The sequence below is a fragment of the Halomonas sp. S3-1-1 genome (assembly GCF_023757625.1).
Taxonomy (GTDB): Bacteria; Pseudomonadota; Gammaproteobacteria; order Pseudomonadales; family Halomonadaceae; genus Vreelandella.
In genome coordinates this window covers 528,141-546,129 of sequence record NZ_JALGBZ010000002.1, presented here as the reverse complement: position 1 = coordinate 546,129, position 17,989 = coordinate 528,141, and the positions used below count along the sequence as shown (strand labels likewise).

Annotated in this window: 19 protein-coding genes; 2 read left to right on the top strand and 17 right to left on the bottom strand. The window is 60.0% G+C overall.

From position 1 onward, the window contains the following. Positions 1–46 precede the first annotated feature (46 nt). The 6 genes from MQW23_RS07620 to phaR form a co-directional block, all read right to left on the bottom strand. On the bottom strand, positions 47–691 hold the full coding sequence (locus tag MQW23_RS07620) for a 3-demethoxyubiquinol 3-hydroxylase (protein ID WP_252107262.1): 645 nt from the start codon (positions 689–691) through the stop codon (positions 47–49). Between the two features lie 31 nt (positions 692–722). Then, the gene (locus tag MQW23_RS07615) at positions 723–1,064 is read right to left on the bottom strand and encodes a histidine triad nucleotide-binding protein (RefSeq protein ID WP_252107261.1); all 342 of its coding nucleotides are present in this window, start codon (positions 1,062–1,064) and stop codon (positions 723–725) included. 87 nt (positions 1,065–1,151) lie between these two features. Next, positions 1,152–2,024 (bottom strand): phosphoribulokinase, encoded by an 873-nt coding sequence (locus MQW23_RS07610; protein WP_252107260.1) that lies wholly within the window; start codon positions 2,022–2,024, stop codon positions 1,152–1,154. Then, entirely contained in the window at positions 2,024–2,461 is a 438-nt protein-coding gene (locus MQW23_RS07605; protein WP_252107259.1) for an acyl-CoA thioesterase, read from the bottom strand. Before MQW23_RS07605 ends, MQW23_RS07610 begins: the two co-directional genes overlap by 1 nt. A gap of 55 nt (positions 2,462–2,516) precedes the next feature. Continuing rightward, the gene (gene purD, locus MQW23_RS07600; RefSeq protein ID WP_252107258.1) at positions 2,517–3,809 is read right to left on the bottom strand and encodes a phosphoribosylamine--glycine ligase; all 1,293 of its coding nucleotides are present in this window, start codon (positions 3,807–3,809) and stop codon (positions 2,517–2,519) included. 91 nt (positions 3,810–3,900) lie between these two features. Beyond that, entirely contained in the window at positions 3,901–4,371 is a 471-nt protein-coding gene (gene phaR / locus MQW23_RS07595; protein WP_252107257.1) for a polyhydroxyalkanoate synthesis repressor PhaR, read from the bottom strand. Positions 4,372–4,502: 131 nt separating this feature from the next. On the opposite strand from phaR, the gene MQW23_RS07590 reads away from it, so the two are divergent. Next, the gene (locus MQW23_RS07590; protein ID WP_252107256.1) at positions 4,503–5,216 is read left to right on the top strand and encodes a 16S rRNA (uracil(1498)-N(3))-methyltransferase; all 714 of its coding nucleotides are present in this window, start codon (positions 4,503–4,505) and stop codon (positions 5,214–5,216) included. Positions 5,217–5,273: 57 nt separating this feature from the next. Here MQW23_RS07590 and rloA3 read toward each other — a convergent pair whose 3' ends face one another. From rloA3 to hemH, 11 genes are all read right to left on the bottom strand, one after another. Then, positions 5,274–5,831 (bottom strand): retropepsin-like aspartic peptidase RloA3, encoded by a 558-nt coding sequence (gene rloA3, locus MQW23_RS07585; protein WP_252107255.1) that lies wholly within the window; start codon positions 5,829–5,831, stop codon positions 5,274–5,276. A 51-nt stretch (positions 5,832–5,882) separates the two neighbouring features. Next, positions 5,883–7,136 carry a lytic murein transglycosylase gene (locus MQW23_RS07580; RefSeq protein ID WP_252107254.1) on the bottom strand — a complete coding sequence of 418 codons (1,254 nt, stop codon included), beginning with the start codon at positions 7,134–7,136 and terminating at the stop codon, positions 5,883–5,885. Positions 7,137–7,236: 100 nt separating this feature from the next. Then, on the bottom strand, positions 7,237–8,790 hold the full coding sequence (locus MQW23_RS07575) for a DASH family cryptochrome (protein ID WP_252107253.1): 1,554 nt from the start codon (positions 8,788–8,790) through the stop codon (positions 7,237–7,239). A gap of 374 nt (positions 8,791–9,164) precedes the next feature. Continuing rightward, positions 9,165–9,569, bottom strand: a complete 405-nt coding sequence (mnhG, locus tag MQW23_RS07570; protein WP_252107252.1) for a monovalent cation/H(+) antiporter subunit G — start codon at positions 9,567–9,569, stop codon at positions 9,165–9,167. Beyond that, the gene (locus tag MQW23_RS07565; RefSeq protein WP_252107251.1) at positions 9,562–9,831 is read right to left on the bottom strand and encodes an MrpF/PhaF family protein; all 270 of its coding nucleotides are present in this window, start codon (positions 9,829–9,831) and stop codon (positions 9,562–9,564) included. The genes mnhG and MQW23_RS07565 overlap by 8 nt, the downstream gene beginning before the upstream one ends. After that, positions 9,831–10,304, bottom strand: a complete 474-nt coding sequence (locus MQW23_RS07560) for a Na+/H+ antiporter subunit E (protein ID WP_252107250.1) — start codon at positions 10,302–10,304, stop codon at positions 9,831–9,833. Before MQW23_RS07560 ends, MQW23_RS07565 begins: the two co-directional genes overlap by 1 nt. Next, entirely contained in the window at positions 10,301–11,902 is a 1,602-nt protein-coding gene (locus MQW23_RS07555; protein ID WP_252107249.1) for a Na+/H+ antiporter subunit D, read from the bottom strand. The genes MQW23_RS07560 and MQW23_RS07555 overlap by 4 nt, the downstream gene beginning before the upstream one ends. Then, the gene (locus MQW23_RS07550; protein WP_252107248.1) at positions 11,899–12,246 is read right to left on the bottom strand and encodes a Na+/H+ antiporter subunit C; all 348 of its coding nucleotides are present in this window, start codon (positions 12,244–12,246) and stop codon (positions 11,899–11,901) included. Before MQW23_RS07550 ends, MQW23_RS07555 begins: the two co-directional genes overlap by 4 nt. 18 nt (positions 12,247–12,264) lie before the next feature. After that, on the bottom strand, positions 12,265–12,696 hold the full coding sequence (locus MQW23_RS07545; protein WP_252107247.1) for a Na+/H+ antiporter subunit B: 432 nt from the start codon (positions 12,694–12,696) through the stop codon (positions 12,265–12,267). Next, positions 12,689–15,025, bottom strand: coding sequence for a putative monovalent cation/H+ antiporter subunit A (locus MQW23_RS07540; protein WP_252107246.1), 2,337 nt, complete (start codon positions 15,023–15,025; stop codon positions 12,689–12,691). Before MQW23_RS07540 ends, MQW23_RS07545 begins: the two co-directional genes overlap by 8 nt. Before the next feature lie 205 nt (positions 15,026–15,230). Beyond that, positions 15,231–16,313 (bottom strand): ferrochelatase, encoded by a 1,083-nt coding sequence (gene hemH, locus MQW23_RS07535; protein WP_252107245.1) that lies wholly within the window; start codon positions 16,311–16,313, stop codon positions 15,231–15,233. A 103-nt stretch (positions 16,314–16,416) separates the two neighbouring features. Between hemH and MQW23_RS07530 the strand changes: the two genes are divergently transcribed. Continuing rightward, positions 16,417–17,988: a cryptochrome/photolyase family protein gene (locus MQW23_RS07530; RefSeq protein WP_252107244.1), complete on the top strand. Its 1,572-nt coding sequence runs from the start codon at positions 16,417–16,419 to the stop codon at positions 17,986–17,988. Position 17,989 lies beyond the last annotated feature (1 nt).

Here is a 17,989-nt window from a genome sequence, read left to right as displayed (position 1 = left end):
TCGAGCGCAGGCCTGGGTCTGGATACGCAGGCCTGAGTATACAGGCTCAGGTATAGCGCGCCTTTTTTAACGACGCCCCACCCAGCAGCCCCATCCCCCACTTGATCGGCGCGGGAAAGCGCATGCCGCCGGCTTCCAGTGCCAGCTGCGCGTGGTGAGTATTATCCGAGACGACCTGGCGCAGCAGCGTGCGTGAACGCTGGTCATCCGTGGGTAGATAGTTCATCTGCTCGTTGGCCTGGCGCCCGATGAGCTCCTTGGTCGCCGCGACCACGCCCAACCCGAAGCGGTCGTTGATCAGCCCGGTCACGATGCCAAGCCCTACCCCGGCACCGTAGTAGACCGGCGTAAAGTAGCTGGTGCGGCTTTCGAGCTGCTCCAGGCGCTGTTGACACCAGGCCAGATGGTCGGTGGCTTCGCGCTGGGAGTGATCAATCTGCTGACGCGCGCGGGGCAGCATGACCAACCCCACCTGCCCTTGGCAAAGCCCCTGCACGCCGGCGGTGGCCACGTGCAGCACGCGCAGCGTGCTCGCCGCGTGACGGCGCTCGAGCTCGCCAAGCTCGGATTCCGCCATACTGGCCGACGGATTGACCCGCTGCGCTCCACGGGTATTGGGGATCAGCGTGCGCAGGGCGCTATCGATGTGCGAAATAAAGCGATCTGAGCGGCTAAAGTGGCGTTCGCGCATCACGGTAACCTCGATTGTCCGATAGTCAGACTTAGCCGGCCGGCCAGGTAAACTGGCGACCGCCCATCAAATGCATGTGAATATGATAGACCGTTTGGCCGCCCATGCCGTTACAGTTCATCACCACGCGATAACCGTCCTCGGCAAAGCCCTGCTCTTTTGCCAGACGCGCCGCGGTGTACTGCAGCCGGCCGACCACGGCCAAGTGCTCGGGGTCGATATCGTTGAGCGTGGCGATGTGCTGCTTGGGAATGATGAGCTGGTGGGTTGGCGCCTTGGGGTCGATATCGTTGAACGCCAGGACATGCTCGTCCTCATAAACGATATCAGCGGGGATTTCGCGGTTGATGATCTTACAGAAAAGACATTCCATGGCGGGCTCCTGTTGAGTGAGACGACGACACTAAACGATCAATGAAAGGCCAGAAGGGATGGCGCTTAACACCTGAGACCTCCAGCCCTAACGAAAGCGGCGCTGAGCGAGCAAATGGCGCACCAGCGGCGCCAGAATCAACTCCATGGCCAGCGACAGCCTGGCGCCAGGGACGACCAGCGTGTGCGGTCGCGTCATGAAGGCATCCTTAATCATGGCCAGAAGCCAGGGAAAATCCACCGTGGAAGGGTCGCGAAAGCGAATCACCACGAAGGACTCCGCGTCCGTGGGAATGTCCTGCACCTCGAAGGGGTTAGAGGTATCCACGGTGGGCACACGCTGAAAGTTGATGTGCGTACGCGAAAACTGCGGCTGGATATAGCGCACGTAGTCGTCCATGCGCCCAAGAATCGTATCGATCACCGCTTCCTGAGAATAGCCTCGAAGCTTGGTATCGCGGTCGATCTTTTGAATCCACTCGAGGTTCATGGTGGGGGCCACGCCGATCAAAAGATCCGCGTGGCGAGCGATGTCGTACTCTGGCGTTACGAGCCCGCCGTGCAAGCCTTCATAAAAGAGCAGATCGGTGCCGCAGGGCAGCGGCTGCCACTCGGTGAAGGTACCCACGCGGTAGCCGGCTTCGATCTTCTGCTTGTCCTCGGCGTGGATGTAGTGACGAAACGTGCCCGAGCCGTGCTCGCCGTACTCGGCAAAAAGCCCTTCGAGCCGGTCGAGCAGGTTGGCCTCGACGGCGAAGTGGGAAAGCTCGTCCTTGCGCTCCGGCTCTTCGCGAAAAATGCGCTGCAAATCCTCGCGGGTATAGCGGTGAAAGGCATCGCCGTCCACGACCGCGGCGTGCACGTCCTCACGCAAAAACATACGCTCGAAGCTTCGTCGCACCGTAGTGGTGCCCGCCCCGGACGAGCCGGTCACGGCGATAATTGGATATTCACGTGACATCAGTCACCTCGAGCGGCGTCTAGCGCGCGGGTAAGCTCGGCGGGGATCGCCACGGGCTTGCGCGCCGTCGTATCGATCAATAAAAGCGTAACACGCGCCGTTGCCACCGGTTCTTGGCGATGATTCAATATTCGATGATACACCACCAGCGCTTTACCCTCGGGGTCGGGCACCGCGGTTTCGATGACGAGCTCGTCGGGAAAGCGCGCTTCGCGCTGAAACATTACGCTCAAATCCGCGACCACGCTTGGGTAGCCACCCATATCCCACTCCGGCCACGATAGCGAGGCAAACGCCTGCGCCCGCGCTTCCGCCAGCAGCGTCACTACGGCGTCATGGGCCAAGTGGCGCCCATAGTTCATGTCCGTGATGCGCACCGACAGGGCGTGGCGATGAACGATCATCGCCTCAGGGAATTCCAGCGTTACGCGCTCCATACCCGCCTCCCGGCCAAGTCATTAATGAATGAGACCTGGGTTAACAAGTCCCAGGTTAAAGTGACTGCTCGCGAGCAATAGCCCGGTGCGCGATGTCGCGCCGGTACTCCGCGCCCGCCCAGCGTATTTTTTCTACGCCCAGATACGCTTGGGCCTGGGCCTCCAGCACGCTGTTGCCAAGCGCGGTCACACACAGCACGCGCCCGCCAGCGGTCACGGTGTGTCCGTCGTCATCTTGCGCGGTACCGGCGTGAAACACTTTGCAGCGCTGCGCTTCGGCCGCCGCCAGCCCTTCGATAGTGTCGCCCTTTGAGTAGCTACCGGGATAGCCGCCGGCGGCCATGACCACCCCGACCGCGGCGCGGGAATCCCACTCGCAGGTAAGGCCGGCAAGCTCGCCCTGGGCGCCGGCCAGGCAGAGCGCGGCGAAATCGGAGGTAAGGCGCATCATGATCGGCTGAGTTTCCGGGTCGCCAAAACGGCAGTTGTACTCGATCACTTTAGGGTTGCCCGCCTCGTCGATCATTAGCCCCGCGTACAAAAAGCCGGTGTAGGCGTTACCTTCGTCACGCATGCCGCGCACCGTGGGCAGTATCACCTGCTCCATAATGCGGGCATCGACCGCTGGGGTGACCACTGGCGCCGGCGAGTAGGCGCCCATACCGCCGGTGTTGGGGCCGGTATCGCCATCGAAGGCGCGCTTGTGATCTTGGCTGGTCGCCATGGGAACGACGTTGTCGCCATCGACCATGACGATGAAGCTCGCCTCCTCGCCTTCGAGAAACTCCTCGATAACCACGCGGGCGCCAGCATCGCCAAAGGCGTTGGCTTCGAGCATATCGCGAATGGCGGCCTCGGCCTCGGTCTCACTCATGGCAACGATCACGCCCTTGCCCGCGGCCAGGCCATCGGCCTTGATCACGATCGGCGCGCCGACTTCCGTCAGATACTCAAGCGCCGCGTCCACCCGGGTAAAGGTCTGATAGGCCGCTGTGGGAATCTGATGGCGGGCGAGAAAATCCTTGGTGAAGGATTTGGAGCCTTCGAGCTGAGCCGCCGCTTGGGTGGGCCCAAAGATGGCAAGCCCCGCTGCCTGAAAGCGGTCGACCACGCCCAGCACCAGCGGCGCCTCGGGGCCCACGACGGTCAGTTTGATGTTCTCGCGCTGGGCAAAGGCCAACAGCGCGTCGATATCGGTGGCGTCGATGGCCACGTTTTCAAGCGAAGGTTCAGTGGCGGTGCCTGCGTTGCCCGGCGCGACGAACACCTTCTCGACCAGGCTCGACTGCGCCAGTTTCCACGCCAGGGCGTGCTCGCGCCCGCCGCCACCTATCATCAAAACGTTCATGTATTTCCTTCTCAAACGGGTGCGTTACCTGGACGCATTATGCCACACCTGTTCACCCGGTGGGCGGACCCGGCAGTGCCTTTACTCATACTCACGAGCGCTTGCTATCGTCGTCTTCTTTTGGGGGCTCGGTCGGGTTGGGCTTGTTGAGTGCGCTTTGCCAAAAACGCATGTTCTCTTCGGCCAGCTCGCGCATCAGCTCCATGGGCGAGTTCTTGAGCGCCTGCTGCCACTGGTTCTGCATGCGCTTTTGCTGTTGCAGCATCAGCTGCGTGCCCTGCTCCAGGTAGCGCGCCAGCGGCAGTGGAGACGACATATCGTAGACGCGAATCAGCTGGGCCAACAGGTCGTTGGAGAACACTTCGGCATCACTGTCGGCCTGTTCCTGCTCGATGATGATCGACAGCAGGATCGTGCGCGTTAAGTCCTCACCGCTTTTGGCATCCTCGACGCGAAAAGGCTCTTCGTCGATAATCAACCGCCGCAGGTCTTCAAGCGTTACATAGCGGCTTTGCTGAGTGTCGTACAGCCGCCGGTTGGCATATTTGCGAATCACGCGCACAGCGCATCTCCTTAAACGCGGTAAAGGCCTTGTAGCCGTTGCCCGTATTGTGCCTGCAACGCGCACGCATGCAAGCCGAGTCGGCCAACTCCGCCTTAGGCCCTTTCATTGACGAGTATTTAACGAACCTCATGAACCTGATACTACTGGCCCCCGACGAGCTCGACTCTGACCGCCGCGCCACCCTGACCGACACCCGACGTCTTGAGCACCTGATCCGCGTTCACCGGGCGAAGGTCGATGACATCTTCACCGTGGGCGTACTGGGTGAAGGCGTGGGCAGGGCGCGCCTGGTCGCACTAGATCATCAGCGCGCGGTCTTCGAGGTCCCCGTATTGACCCAGCCACCTCCCCCTGCACTTCCCGTGCATCTGGTGCTGGCGCTACCGCGTCCGCGCATGCTCGCACGCACGCTCGAGCACGTGACCGCGCTGGGGGTAAAAGCGCTGACGCTGCTGCATACCAATCGCGTCGAGAAAAGCTACTGGCAGTCGCCGGAGCTTCACCCGGATAAAATACGCCAGCATTTCATTTTGGGGCTGGAGCAAACCCAGGACACGATCCTGCCCGAGATCACTCTCTCCAAGGGGTTCAGGCCCTTTCTGGAAGATCAGCTTCCTGCACTGCTCAACGGCCGGCGCGGGCTATTGGCCCACCCGGGCATGCCTAACGCCTGCCCGCGCGAGGTCGACGAGCCAACGCTTTTACTGGTTGGGCCCGAAGGCGGATTCATCCCCTGGGAAGTGGAAAAGCTGCGGGAGGCTGGCTGCGAGGGCATCCATCTGGGCCCTCGCATTTTGCGGGTCGAAACCGCGGTGACGGCGCTACTATCGAAGCTATTTTGATTCACTCAAACTTTCTTGATTCGCTCAAAGCGCTTTGATTCGCCGCCGCGCTCGGGGTTAGTCCTGATCGTCTTCGGGATCAAAGGCGACGTACTCGGCGTCCTCAGAGCACTCGGGGTCTTGCAGGAAAGTGTTTTCCACGTCGAGCAGGCCCAGATGGCTGATGGTGCGCCGACCCAACAGCATCGGGTAGATCATCTCTTCACGGTCGCGAAGGCTAAACTGCTCTTCATAGACCGTGTTGCCCATGCAAATATCCAGCAGCACGACCGGGCGCTCGTCGCTGCCACCCGCGCCGCGAACGGTCTGCTCACGGTGAAGCGGGCGCTCAATTTCATCGCTAAAGGTTTCGCCGCTGCCCTGGTCCTCTAGCTGGAGACGAAAGCGTACCCACTCCTCGCCCTCTTTTTCGAAGGTTTCGATATCGCGAGCGTCCAGCGACGAGGTGAGCGCGCCGCTATCGAGCTTCGCCTTCACCGTGATGTCCCAGTGATCGATCACGGCGTTCTCGACCCAGCCGTAGACGTCGCGCTCGTCGGCCAATGTGGCGCTGCTCGCTACCAATGCGCCGGAAAGTGCGCATAGTCCCAGTACGTGTGAAAAAGCCTTGCTCATTGACAGTCATCCTTGATGAAAAAACAGTGGCGTTCGTTGATGGATCGAGCGCTAACGAAGGCGCTCGAGCAGCGACTGCGTGGCGAAGCCATCCGGCGTCAACCCCTGGTCGCGCTGGAAGGCGCGCAGCCCGCTTTGCGTGTTGGGCCCCATGATGCCATCCGGCGTGCCCACGGAATATCCGGCAGCATTGAGCCGCTGCTGAAGGCTTCTGACATCGTCGCGCGTCAATGGTGCCTCGTCGCGCGGCCAGGCCTGGGAAATGCCCGGCCGCCCGGCGATGGCGTCACCCAGCGTTCCCACGGCGAGCGCGTAGCTAGTGGCGTTGTTGTAACGCAAAATGGAGCGAAAGTTGGGGCCGACCAAAAAGGCGGGCCCCTGAGCGCCGGCGGGCACGATGATCGCGGCGCTGTCAAAGTCGGGAAGCTCCCCGCTGACTGCGCGTACGCCCTGGCTGGCCCACTCGCGGGTCGAACGGCGCTCGGTCTGGGCGTAGTCAAAGTTTTCGGGCAGTACGACTTCACGCCCCCAGGGCTCGCCCGGCTGCCAGTTGGCCTTCGCAAGATAGTTGGCAGTCGAGGCCATGACGTCGGGAATACTGCCCCAGATATCGCGATGACCGTCGTTGTCGCCATCGACGGCGTAGGCTTCGAAACTCGAGGGGATAAACTGGGTGTGGCCCATGGCTCCGGCCCAGGAGCCCTTCATGCGCTCGGCGGTGATGTCGCCTTCATCGATGATACGAAGCGCGGCCAGAAGCTCGCCTCGGGCGAAATCGCGGCGCCGGCCGTCGAAGGCGAGCGTAGCGAGCGACTCGAGCGTCGAAAAGTCGCCAAAGTTGCTGCCGTAGTTACTCTCGATTCCCCAGATCGCCACGATGACTTCGGCCGGTACGCCGAAGCGGCTCTGCATCTCGGCGGCGGTTTGACGGTGTGATTCGAGCTTTTCACGACCGTTACTGACGCGCGTATCGGATACGGCGGAGTCGAGATATTGCCAGATCGGGCGCACGAACTCGGGCTGGTAGCGGTCGAGCTCGATGACGCGCTCGCGATAGCGAATATTGTCGAAAGACGAGGCTAGGGTCGCTTCGCTAACGCCTTGGCTTTTCGCGTAGCTTCGAAATTCGTCGCGCCACTGCTCGAAACTGGCAAAGCGAAGCTCTTCGGCACCGCGGGCGTCGACTTCGCTCATTAGCTCAAGGTTGGCGTAGGCGGGAGTGGCGAGCATCAGGCCCGCCGCGAGACTAATGGTACCGAGCTGAACGCCTCGATAGCCTGCAAACATACTGGTTTTCAACGACATGGTTTCAATCTCTTGGCTATCCTTGGCAGAGACTGATAATGGCCTGGAATCGCGTGGCTTGCCAGCGTGACCGCTTGAATCCATCAACGCGAATCAATCGCTACTCTTCGGCCTCTTCAATCTCCTCGATCGAGAGTCTGGACGCCTGAAGCGCGCTCTCAGAAGCGGACACCTTCGAGTCGTTACGCGCAATCTGGCGCTCCAGCGGGCTCTTGATCCGAATGGCGTCATCGCCCTTATCTGCGCTATTGGAGGCAGGCTTATCCATCAGCCAGCGCTCCCACTCCTGGGGCTCGACACAGGGTGGGTCAAAGCTTTCCGGCGCGCTGCGCCAAGGCTGATGACGGTCGACTCCAAAATCGAGCTTGTCGAGCTCAGGAAGCCAGTGAGCTACATAAAGCCCTTTTGGATCGTACTGTTTGGCCTGCTTTAAAACGTTGAAATAGCGATCCTTTCGTCCATCGCGGCCGGTACCGGCGATATGGCTCCAGTTGCCCCAGTTGTTGGCCGCATCGTAATCGATCAGGCAGTGCTCGAACCACTGCGCTCCAAGGCGCCAATCGACTCCCAAATCCCTGACCAAAAAGCTTGCCACGTTCTGTCGCGAGCGGCTCGAAATCCAGCCGGTATGGCTAAGCTCGTGCATGGCAGCATCGACGAACGGCACGCCAGTTCTAGCTTCGCGCCAGCGGTCAAAATTTTCACACGGTTTCGATAGCGTTTGCTCCCCAAACAGTTTGGGGCCTTCCACTTGTGCATTTCGGTGAAAATAATCGCGCCACATCAGTTCGAACACGATCCACTGGCTCGACTCGCAGGTTCCGTTGACCGCCTCCCAGGCCTTGACCTCTTCGTACACCTGCCGCGCGGAAAGGCAACCACAGGCAAGCCAGGGTGAAAATCGTGTTGAAAAGGTGTCACCCAGAAGACCATTGCGGGTCTTTTTGTAGGACCAGGCGCCGTTGAGCTGCCAAAAATAGTCGTGAAGTCGGTCGCGCGCGGCGTCCTCACCGCCGATGAAATTGAATCCCTGGCGGTCGTCGGGCTGCCAGAAAGCGCTCTCTTCACTCACTTTTTTAAGCGGTGGAAAGCCACGCGAGGCATTTTCAGGCCAGCAAGGCAAGGTATAGGGCGCTGCGAGCGCTTCGCCAAACGACCACTGTTTTTCGATCCGCTGGCGAAACGCCGAGAAGCTACCGGGCATGTCATCGAGCTCGAAAGGAAGCTCTTCACGATCGAAAAGATAACCGCTTTCGATACGCTCGAGCGTCGTTTCATCAGGCAGCGCACCGTCGATTTGATCGATCAATCGCGCCTCTTCGACGCCCGAATGCTCCATCGCTCGCACGCTACGCGCGCAGTATTGATTAGCAAGCTGTACAACTATTTCTGCCGGTTCACCGATACGCACAAGTAGATCGCTGCCGCGGTGTAGAAGCTCACCGCGAAGCGCCATTAGGCTTTGCCATAAGAACCGCAGCCGCGCAGGCCCCAATCGCGGCGTCGCTTCTCCGGGCAAGGCCGGCTCAAGCAGTCGCTGGTCGAGCACGAAAAGACAGATAAGCTGATCGGGACGGGAGTCGAATCTCAATAACGGATTGTCTGATACCCTTAAGCTATTGTTTATCAAGACAATATCGGTAGTCGCTTGCATCAAGAGTCTCCTGGCGTACCTTGCTGGCTGGGTGTGCATGGGCGGAGTAACCGCTTTAGCGCTCCACATCAGCTGTGCGTCCATCCTCGATACGACATGAACGCGGGTATAGAACGCGGTCTTCGTAGGCTTTTAACCAACTCCAGGGCGCAGCAGTAACGGGTTTAAAAACGTTTACAGCGTAATAACTGAACACATTATCTTATACAATACAATTATTGTACATTAAATAACCATCCTTTTTGCAAGCCGTATCAGCCAAAAACAAAAAAGCCGCCCTCAAAAAGGCGGCTTTTTTGATAACACAGGTTATTAAAATACTGTTTTAAAACCGTTAATAAACGAGTGGTACAATTTTTGACGATTGATTTTGACTACTCTGAACTCTCACCTTTTACCGGTCGCTTGGCGTTCTCTTCGGTTTCAAGGCCGCTTTTGAGCTCATGAGTCAATGGATCGTAGTTGGGCTTTAATTCGTCCTTCACCGTACCGCTCCAGAGTTTTGAGCCCACGAAGTACCCTGCCCGCCCAATGACGTGAGCCGCGACCGGCGCGGTCATGAGAATGAACAGGATGATGGCGAAAGAGCGGGCCACTACGCCAACTTCAGCAAAATGCATGGCCGAGGCCAGCATGATCAGTATGACGCCAAGCGCGGCGGCCTTGGTGGTGGCGTGCATGCGCGTTAGTAAATCCGGCAGACGCAACAGGCCAATGGCGGCCAGCAAAATGAATAGTGAGCCGCTGAGCAGTAGCGCCCCCTTGACGAACTCAATCATCCCTTGGCCCTCCTCGCTCCAAAAACCGGGCAAAGCCGATCGCGGCCAGAAATCCCATTAGCGCGATGACGATGGCCGCATCCAGAAAGCTTGCGACACCGGACTGCACGGCGTACACCCCAACTAGCCCGACGACGGTGGTCGAGAAAAGCTCCAGCGCCACCACTCGGTCGGGAAGGCTTGGCCCTCTTACCACCCGCACGAACGTCAGCACCAGCGCCAGGCCCATGATGATCTGACAAAGTAAAATGACGGTATCCATTAGCGAAACAGCTCCAGTGCGCGATGCTCCATTTCCTTGAGGTTGCGCCGCAGCTCGTCCTCGTCGTCCAGGAACATGGCGTGAATGTAGAGCACCCGGCGATCGTCAGAGACGTCCAGGCTCAGCGTCCCCGGCGTCAGCGAGATCAAATTGGCCACCAGAGTGATCTCCATTTCGGTGCGCGCCGACAGCGGCATGGCGATGACGCCGGGTTTCATATGCCAGGGCGGCGTCAGGATGTCGAAAGCAACGCGAAGATTCGCCTGAACCAGCTCCTTGATGAAAAAGCCAAGAAAGCGAAGGATACGCGGAATGCGTGCCGGATAGCCCTTTAATGCGTCCACCTGATGCTCGATTAGCACCAGCGCGATATAGCCAAAGATCATCCCAACCAGCAGGTTCAGCCCGGTAAAATCGCCACTCAACAGCACCCAGGCAAGGCCCAGCAGCAGGTTCCAGATAGCACCAGTCATGGCAACTCCTCCCCGGGGGCGTCGGAGGGCTCGGCGTCAAGTTCCAGCGGCTCCACGATACTCGCCTCGGCGCCGTCAGGGCTTCCCAGCACCGCCTCCACGTAGCCCGCCGGGTTGAAAAGCTGCTCGCCAATCAGCGTCATGACGCGCATGATCGGCTCGGCGAACACGCCAATCAAAAGAGTCACGGTCGCCAGCACCACCACGGGCAGGTACATCAGCCAAAGGCCTGGCTTTAACAAACGCCCGTCATCGCCTACCGGCGTGGGCGCTTCGGGCACCCGGTTGTCTTCAGGCAGCGCCTTCCAGAACACTTCGTTCCAGATTTTCACCATCGAGTAGAGCGTCAACAGCCCAACTGCCAGCGCAATGCCCGTCGCCACATAGGCCTCGGCCTCGAAACCCGCGCGAATGAGCACGAACTTGGCGAAAAACCCGGACAGTGGCGGCACCCCGGCCAGCGAAAACGCCGAGACGAAAAACGCGATGGCAAGCCCCGGCGACTGGCGATAAAGCCCGCCCATCTTTTTTAGCTGGTAGGTGCCCTGCAGCCGATGGGTAATGCCGCTGATCAAAAAGAGGTTCGTCTTCACCACGATGTTGTGCACGATCGCCAACACCCCACCGGCAATCGCCAGGGGCGTGAAGATCGCAAGGCCCAAGAGCATGTAGCCGATCTGGCTAACGATATGAAACGACAGAATCCGGCGAAACTCGTACTGCGCCGCCGCGCCGAGCACCCCGGTCACCATGGTGAACACCGCGCCCCACAGCAGGATGTCCTGAAGATACCCCATGGTTTGATCGAAAATCAGCGTGAACACGCGAAAAAGCGAATAGACCCCCACCTTGGTCAGCAGGCCGGCAAACAGCGCCGACACCGCGACCGGCGGCGTGTGATAGGAGGCGGGCAGCCAGAAAAAGAGCGGAAACGCCGCGGCCTTGATGCCGAAAGCGACCATGAACATCACCGCCAGCACCTCGACCATGCCGGTGTGCTCCATCTGCTCCACGCGCACGGCGATATCCGCCATGTTGAGCGTGCCGACGCTACCGTATAAAAGCCCGATCGCGGTGAGGAAAATCACCGATGCCAGCAGGTTGAGGGTGACGTATTTGATCGCCCCTTCCATCTGCGCGCGCTCGCCGCCCAGGATCAACAGCGCAAAGGAGGCCACCAGCATGACCTCGAACCAGACATACAGGTTGAAGATGTCGCCGGTGAGAAACGCCCCAGCAACGCCCGCCAACAGCAGGTGCATGAGCGGGTAGTAGCCGAACTTCTCATGACCGTGACCGGTGGCGGCCAGCGAATAGATGCCCATTGCCAGGCCGATGAGGCCGGTCATCAGAATCATGACCGCGCTCAGCGTATCCGCGATCAGGGTGATGCCAAACGGCGCCGGCCAACTGCCCATCTGAATGGTGACATAGCCGTCTTCGAGTACCGAAACGAACAGCCACACGCTGACCAGCAAAAGCGCGGCGTTACCCGCCACGGCGAGAAAGCGCTGCATCGGCCGCGAGCGCCAGAACAGCAGCGAAAGCGCCCCGGAGAGCAGCGGCAGCAAAACGGGCAGAGCGACTTCGGGCCTCACGTGTCGGTATCCTTCATCTTGTCCAGATCGTCCGCCTTGACGATTTCATAGGCGCGGCGAATCAGCACCACGGCGAAGGCCAGCACGCCAAAAGCGATGACGATGGCGGTCAGCACCACGGCCTGGGGCAGCGGGTCGGCCACCTCGCCAAGCGGCTGAGACATGCCTTCGGGAATCAGCGGTGGCGCGCCGCGGGTCATCCCGGCGGCGGTGAAGATCAACAGGTTCGCGGCGTTGGAGAGCAGCAGCAAACCGATCACGAGCTTGACGATCGAGCGTCTAAGCATCAAAAAAATGGCGGTGGCGTACAAAAGGCCGATCGCCAGGGCCATTATCGGCTCCATGGGAAACCTCCGTGCGAGTTAGGGTTCATCCTTGTCCACCTCCATCAGCGCCATGACCATGCCGATCACCGAGCCCAGTACCGTCAGATACACGCCGATATCGAAGATCAAGGGGGTCGACGCCTTGAACTCAATCACCGGAATGGTCCACCACTGGGCGGTCAAAAAGGGCTGATCCATGAACCAGGCGGGCACCACCGAGATCATGCCGAGCAGAAGGCCAATGCCGATGAGATCCCGCGGGTCGAGCATGCGCAGCACCTCCCGCGTGGCGCTGACCCCGAAGGCGAACAAATAAAGCGTGAAGCCCCCCGCCGCCACCAGCCCGGCGATGAAGCCGCCGCCGGGTTCATCGTGGCCGCGCAGCAGTAAAAACACCGAGAACATCAGCTGCAGCGGCATCAAAAAGCGCGCCGCGGTGTTGAGGATGATCGTGCCGGATTTAACCATCGTAAGGCTCCCTGGGCGCTTTTTTGCGCTTTGCACTGGGGGCGCCGTGGTTGAACTTGAGCATGGCGATCACGCCGATTGCGGCCAGCGCCAGTACAAACATTTCGCCCAGCGTATCCAGCGCTCGGTAGTCGACCAAAATGACGTTGACGATATTGCGACCAAACGCCAGCGGCGCGCTGTTTTCCACCATATAAGTGGAGATCGGTTCGAACTGGTCGATACTCCAGGCAGTCATCACCAGCAAAAAGATCAAAACGCCCATGGCCGCGGCGACGGCGCCGTCGCGAAAACGCTCGAGGCTAGTGGAAAGATGGGAAAAACGCGGCAGACGAAACAGCACCAACACGAGCAGGATGACCGTCAGCGTTTCGACTAAAAGCTGGGTAATGCCCAGATCCGGCGCGCTGAAGAGAATGAAGATCAGCGCGATCGAAAACCCCATGATGCCCACCGACACCACCGCCCCCAGCCGCGAGCGCGAGATAGTCGCGAACAGCGCCCCCATCGCCATGGTGCTGACCACGATGACCTCGTGAAAGCGCGCATCGAGCTCGAAGCGCAGCACCGGCGCGTGGCGTACCAAAAGCGAATACCCCACGAGCGCGATGAGCACCACCAGCATCACAAGAATGTAGTTACGCATGTAGCCGTTTTGCAAAAGCCGGGTCTGCCAATGTGAGACATGCACGATGGCATTCAAGACCCCTTCGTAGCCCGCTTCCGGGCCGCGTCGCTGAATCGGCGCCAGCACTGAAAGCCGGCCACGCACGCTGTCCCAGCGCTTGAAGAGTAAAAACCCCAGCGCCAAACTTACGATCGATAAAATCAGCGCAGCGTTGACGCCGTACCAGAGCGACAGCGACACCTCGAGCGTCTGGCCCACGATGGCGCTGGCCGCCGCGGTCAGCAGCGCGTCGATACCAAAAAACGCCGGCGCTAGACCAAAAAACAGCGAACCGAACGCCAGCAGCCCTGGGCCCACGAGCATACTAAACGGCGCCTCGTGAGGCGTGAGAGGCGTTTGCCGGACCTTGCCAAAAAAGGGGCGTATGGCCACGATCGCCGCCACCGCGATCGTCAGGATGGCCGAGGCGAAAGCGAGCCCTAACAGCACCGCCTGAAAACCCTCGGCGCCGAGCACCGCCTCAAGCATCAGCTCCTTGCCAATGAAGCCAAACAGCGGCGGCACGCCGGAAAGCGATAGCGCCGTGACGAAAGCAATGACCGCAGTGACCGGCATGACTCGGCACAGCCCGCCCATTTCGGTCACGTCCTGGGTGCCGGTCTCGTGATCGAGAATGCCCGCCACCATGAACAGCGCCCCCTTGTAGAGCGAGTGGGCCAGCATAAAGGTGACGAAGGCGGTCATGGCGTAGTCGCTGCCAATGCCGAGCAGCATGGTCAGCGTGCCCAGCGCCATGATGGTGGAGTACGCCAGAAGCTTTTTTATATTGGTGTGGTGAATGGCCAGAAAGGCGCCGGTGAACATGGTGAGCGCGCCCACCAGCGACAGCGTCCAGACCCAAAGCTCGGTACCGCCCAGCTCCGGCTGCAGCCGCGCCATTAAATAGATGCCCGCCTTGACCATGGTAGCGGAGTGCAGGTAGGCCGACACCGGCGACGGCGCGGCCATGGCGTTGGGAAGCCAGAAGTGAAACGGAAACTGCGCCGATTTGGTAAAGGCGCCGAGCAGCAGGCAAACGACCATCGGCGTATAGAGCGGATGCTGGCGAAGGTCCTCGCCCCCGGCCAGCACCTCGGAAAACGACCAGCTACCGCTTGCGATACCCAGCAGCACCAGCCCCCCCATCAGCGCAAGCCCCCCGGCCACGGTGACGAACAGCCCTTGGCGGGCGGAGTTGCGCGCTTTTAGATCGGTATGGTTGAAGCCGATGAGCAGATACGAGGTAACGCTGGTGAGCTCCCAAAACACGAACAGCGTCAAAAGCCCATCCGCCATGACCAGCCCCAGCATCGACATCATGAAAGCGAGCATGGCGACGTGAAAGCGGGCGATATCCGGGCTGCCTCTCAAGTAGCCCCCGGCATAGACCAGCACGCAGGTACCGATGATGGTGATCAACAGGCCAAACAGCAGCGACAGCCCGTCGATCATGAAGGTAAGAGTAATGCCGAGGGAAGGAACCCAGGCCCACTCGAGCAGCAAGGGCTCGCCGGCCACCACGGTACCGGCCTGACTCAAAAGCCAGGCGGCGATGGTGGCGGGAAACAGCGCCAGTATGAAGCTCGCCTGCTCGCCGAACCAGCGATTGATCAACGGCGCCGAGGCCGCCAGTAGAAAACCCAACAGGATGGCGAGCTGCATCTGACACGATCTCCCTGAGTGATGACCGCCCAAGTAATGGGCTCGACGCGGCGACACATCCATGTCGGCTGCGTTGAATAACTGTGATTGGTATCTGTCACCTTATAGCAGCCGTGGCACCGTTTCCACATTGCCCGCTCTCAAGCGGGGCCGCCACTTTACTTAGCCTGCTATTTTAGCGATTGAAATCATTAACATTATTTCGTCACTCGCGCGTTGAAAGCCAGCCCCCCAGCTCGTTTTGGATGATTTCGACCAGCGCATCTACGTGATCGTCGCGGTCGTTCAAACAAGGGATGTAGCTAAAGGTTTCGCCGCCGGCGTGGAGAAAGCTTTCGCGAATCTCCTCCTGAATCTCCTCCAGCGTTTCGACGCAGTCCGCCGAGAACGCCGGTGAAAGCACGGCGATATGCGTATGCCCCTGACGGGCAAGCTCGGCTACGTGGTCGACGGTCGCCGGCCCCACCCACTTCTCCGGGCCGAACTGGGATTGAAAGGCGGTATCGATATCGCTTGCGTCGAACCCAAGGGTTTCGCGCAGAAGCCGCGTGGTTTTCTGGCAGTGGCAGTGGTAGGGGTCGCCTTCGAGCAGATAGCGCTCGGGCACGCCGTGATAGCTTGCGACCAGCTTGCTGGGGCGCGTCGCAAACCCTGCGTAGGCCTCCTCGACGGAGTTGGCCAGCGCCCTCAAGTAGCTCGGGTGGTCGAAATAGGCCGGCACGGTGCGAAGCGCCGGCTGCCACTTCATCTTCATCAGGCTGCGAAACGCCTGGTCGTTGGCGGTCGCCGTGGTGGGCGAGCCGTACTGCGGGTAGAGCGGAAAAAAGACGATCCGCTCACAGCCCTTTTGCTGCATACGCTCGAGCACGCTGGACGTGGAAGGATTGCCGTAGCGCATGCAGTAGTCCACTTCGACGTCGTCGCCGAACAGCGCTTTCAAGCGCGCCGTGACTTTCTCGGTCTGAGCGCGCGTAATGGTGCGAAGCGGGCTTTCGTCGCGCTCGGTGTTCCAGATGCTTCTGTACGCTTTACCCGACGAGAACGGCCGCTTGGTCAAGATGATGGTTTGTAAAAGCGGCTGCCACTTCCAGTCGGCGTAATCTACCACCCGCTTGTCCGAGAGAAACTCGTTGAGATAGCGGCGCATGGACCAGTAGTCGGTATTGTCCGGCGTGCCCAGGTTGGCCAGCACCACGCCAACCCGTTTGCGGGCCACCGGCGGGTGTGAGGCCGGCGCGTGGGTCAAGCGCCCTTCGCCGGGTGCGTCTTTCGAAACGGTGTCGCTCATGGCCATCTCCTGCAGATTGAGTCGATAAAGCTTATCACTTTTCAGCAAAGTGGCGGCATGAAGTTATACTATGAACACTATTCGTATAACTATGGATCAATTTATGTCCAAGCCGCTGCTGCTGGTCTTTGGCGACCAGCTGTCGCTATCGCTTCCGCTGTTACAAAACGCCCCGGACAACGCCGTCGTGGCGCTTTGCGAGGTAAAGGAAGAGGCGCGCTACGTCCCCCACCATATTCACAAGATCGGCCTGTTTTTAGCGGCAATGCGCCACTTCGCGAAAGCGCTCGAAGAGAAAGGTTTTCAGGTGGCCTACAGCCGTCTCGACGACGAGCAGAATACCCATTCGCTGCTCGATGAAGCCGAGCGGCTGGCGCGCGCTCACGGCTGCGACGAAATCCACGCCACCCGCCCCGGCGAGTGGCGCCTTTGGGAGGCGATGCAGGATCGCCAGAACGCGAAGCTTCCCTGGCTGCTCGGTGAGGACACGCGCTTTTTCACCACCCCGGACGAGTTCGCCGAGTGGATCAGAGGGCGCAAGCAGCCGCGCATGGAGTACTTCTACCGCGAGCAGCGAAAGCGCACCGGGCTTTTGATGGAAGACGGCGAGCCCGCCGGCGGTCAGTGGAATTTCGATCACGACAACCGCGAGCCGTTGAAAGGCCAGAAAAGCTTTCCCACCCTGCCCCAGCACGGTCAGGATGAGATCACTAAAGAGGCGCTGGCCGATGCCGCGCGCCATTTCAGCGATCACATGGGCAGCATCGATAACTTCAACCTGCCGGTCACGCGCCGCCAGGCGCTGGCAGATATCAAACACTTCATCGACGAGGCGCTGCCGGATTTCGGCCGCTATCAGGACGCGATCAGCGACAGCGACCCGCTGCTCTACCACTCACGGCTCTCGGCAGCCATGAACATCGGCCTACTGTCGCCTTTGGAGGTGTGCGAGGCCGCCGAAAAAAGCTACGTCGAAGGCAACGCGCCGATCAACGCCGTGGAGGGGTTCATCCGTCAGATACTGGGCTGGCGGGAGTACGTGCGCGGGCTCTACTGGACGCAGATGCCAGGCTACAAGCGCGAGAACCGGCTCAACTTTCGCCGCGAACTGCCGGATTTCTACTGGAACGCGCAGACGGACATGCGCTGCATGAACCGCGCGATTCAGATGACCATCGACAACGCCTACGCCCACCACATCCAGCGGCTGATGGTCACGGGCAATTTCGCGCTTTTATGCGGGGTCAAGCCGGAGGCGCTGTGTGACTGGTACCTGGCCGTTTACGCCGACGCCAGCGAATGGGTCGAGCTTCCCAACACGCTCGGCATGGTGCTGCACGCCGACGGCGGCCTGATGGGCTCCAAGCCCTACTGTGCCTCGGGCAAGTACATCGATCGCATGTCGGATCACTGCGCCAACTGTCGTTACTCGCCCAAGCAGATGACCGGTACCCACGCCTGCCCGTTCAACAGCCTCTACTGGCATTTTCTCGAGCAAAACGCGAAGCGTCTGAGTCAGAACCCGCGCATGAAGCTGATTTACGGCTCCCTCAATAAAATGGGCGACGAAAAGCGCGACGCCATTCGCCAGCAGGCCGAAAGCTTTCTGCGCAAGCTCTCGGTAAGCCAGGGCTATGGTCAGAAACACCACACCCAAGGATACAAGAGCCATTAAC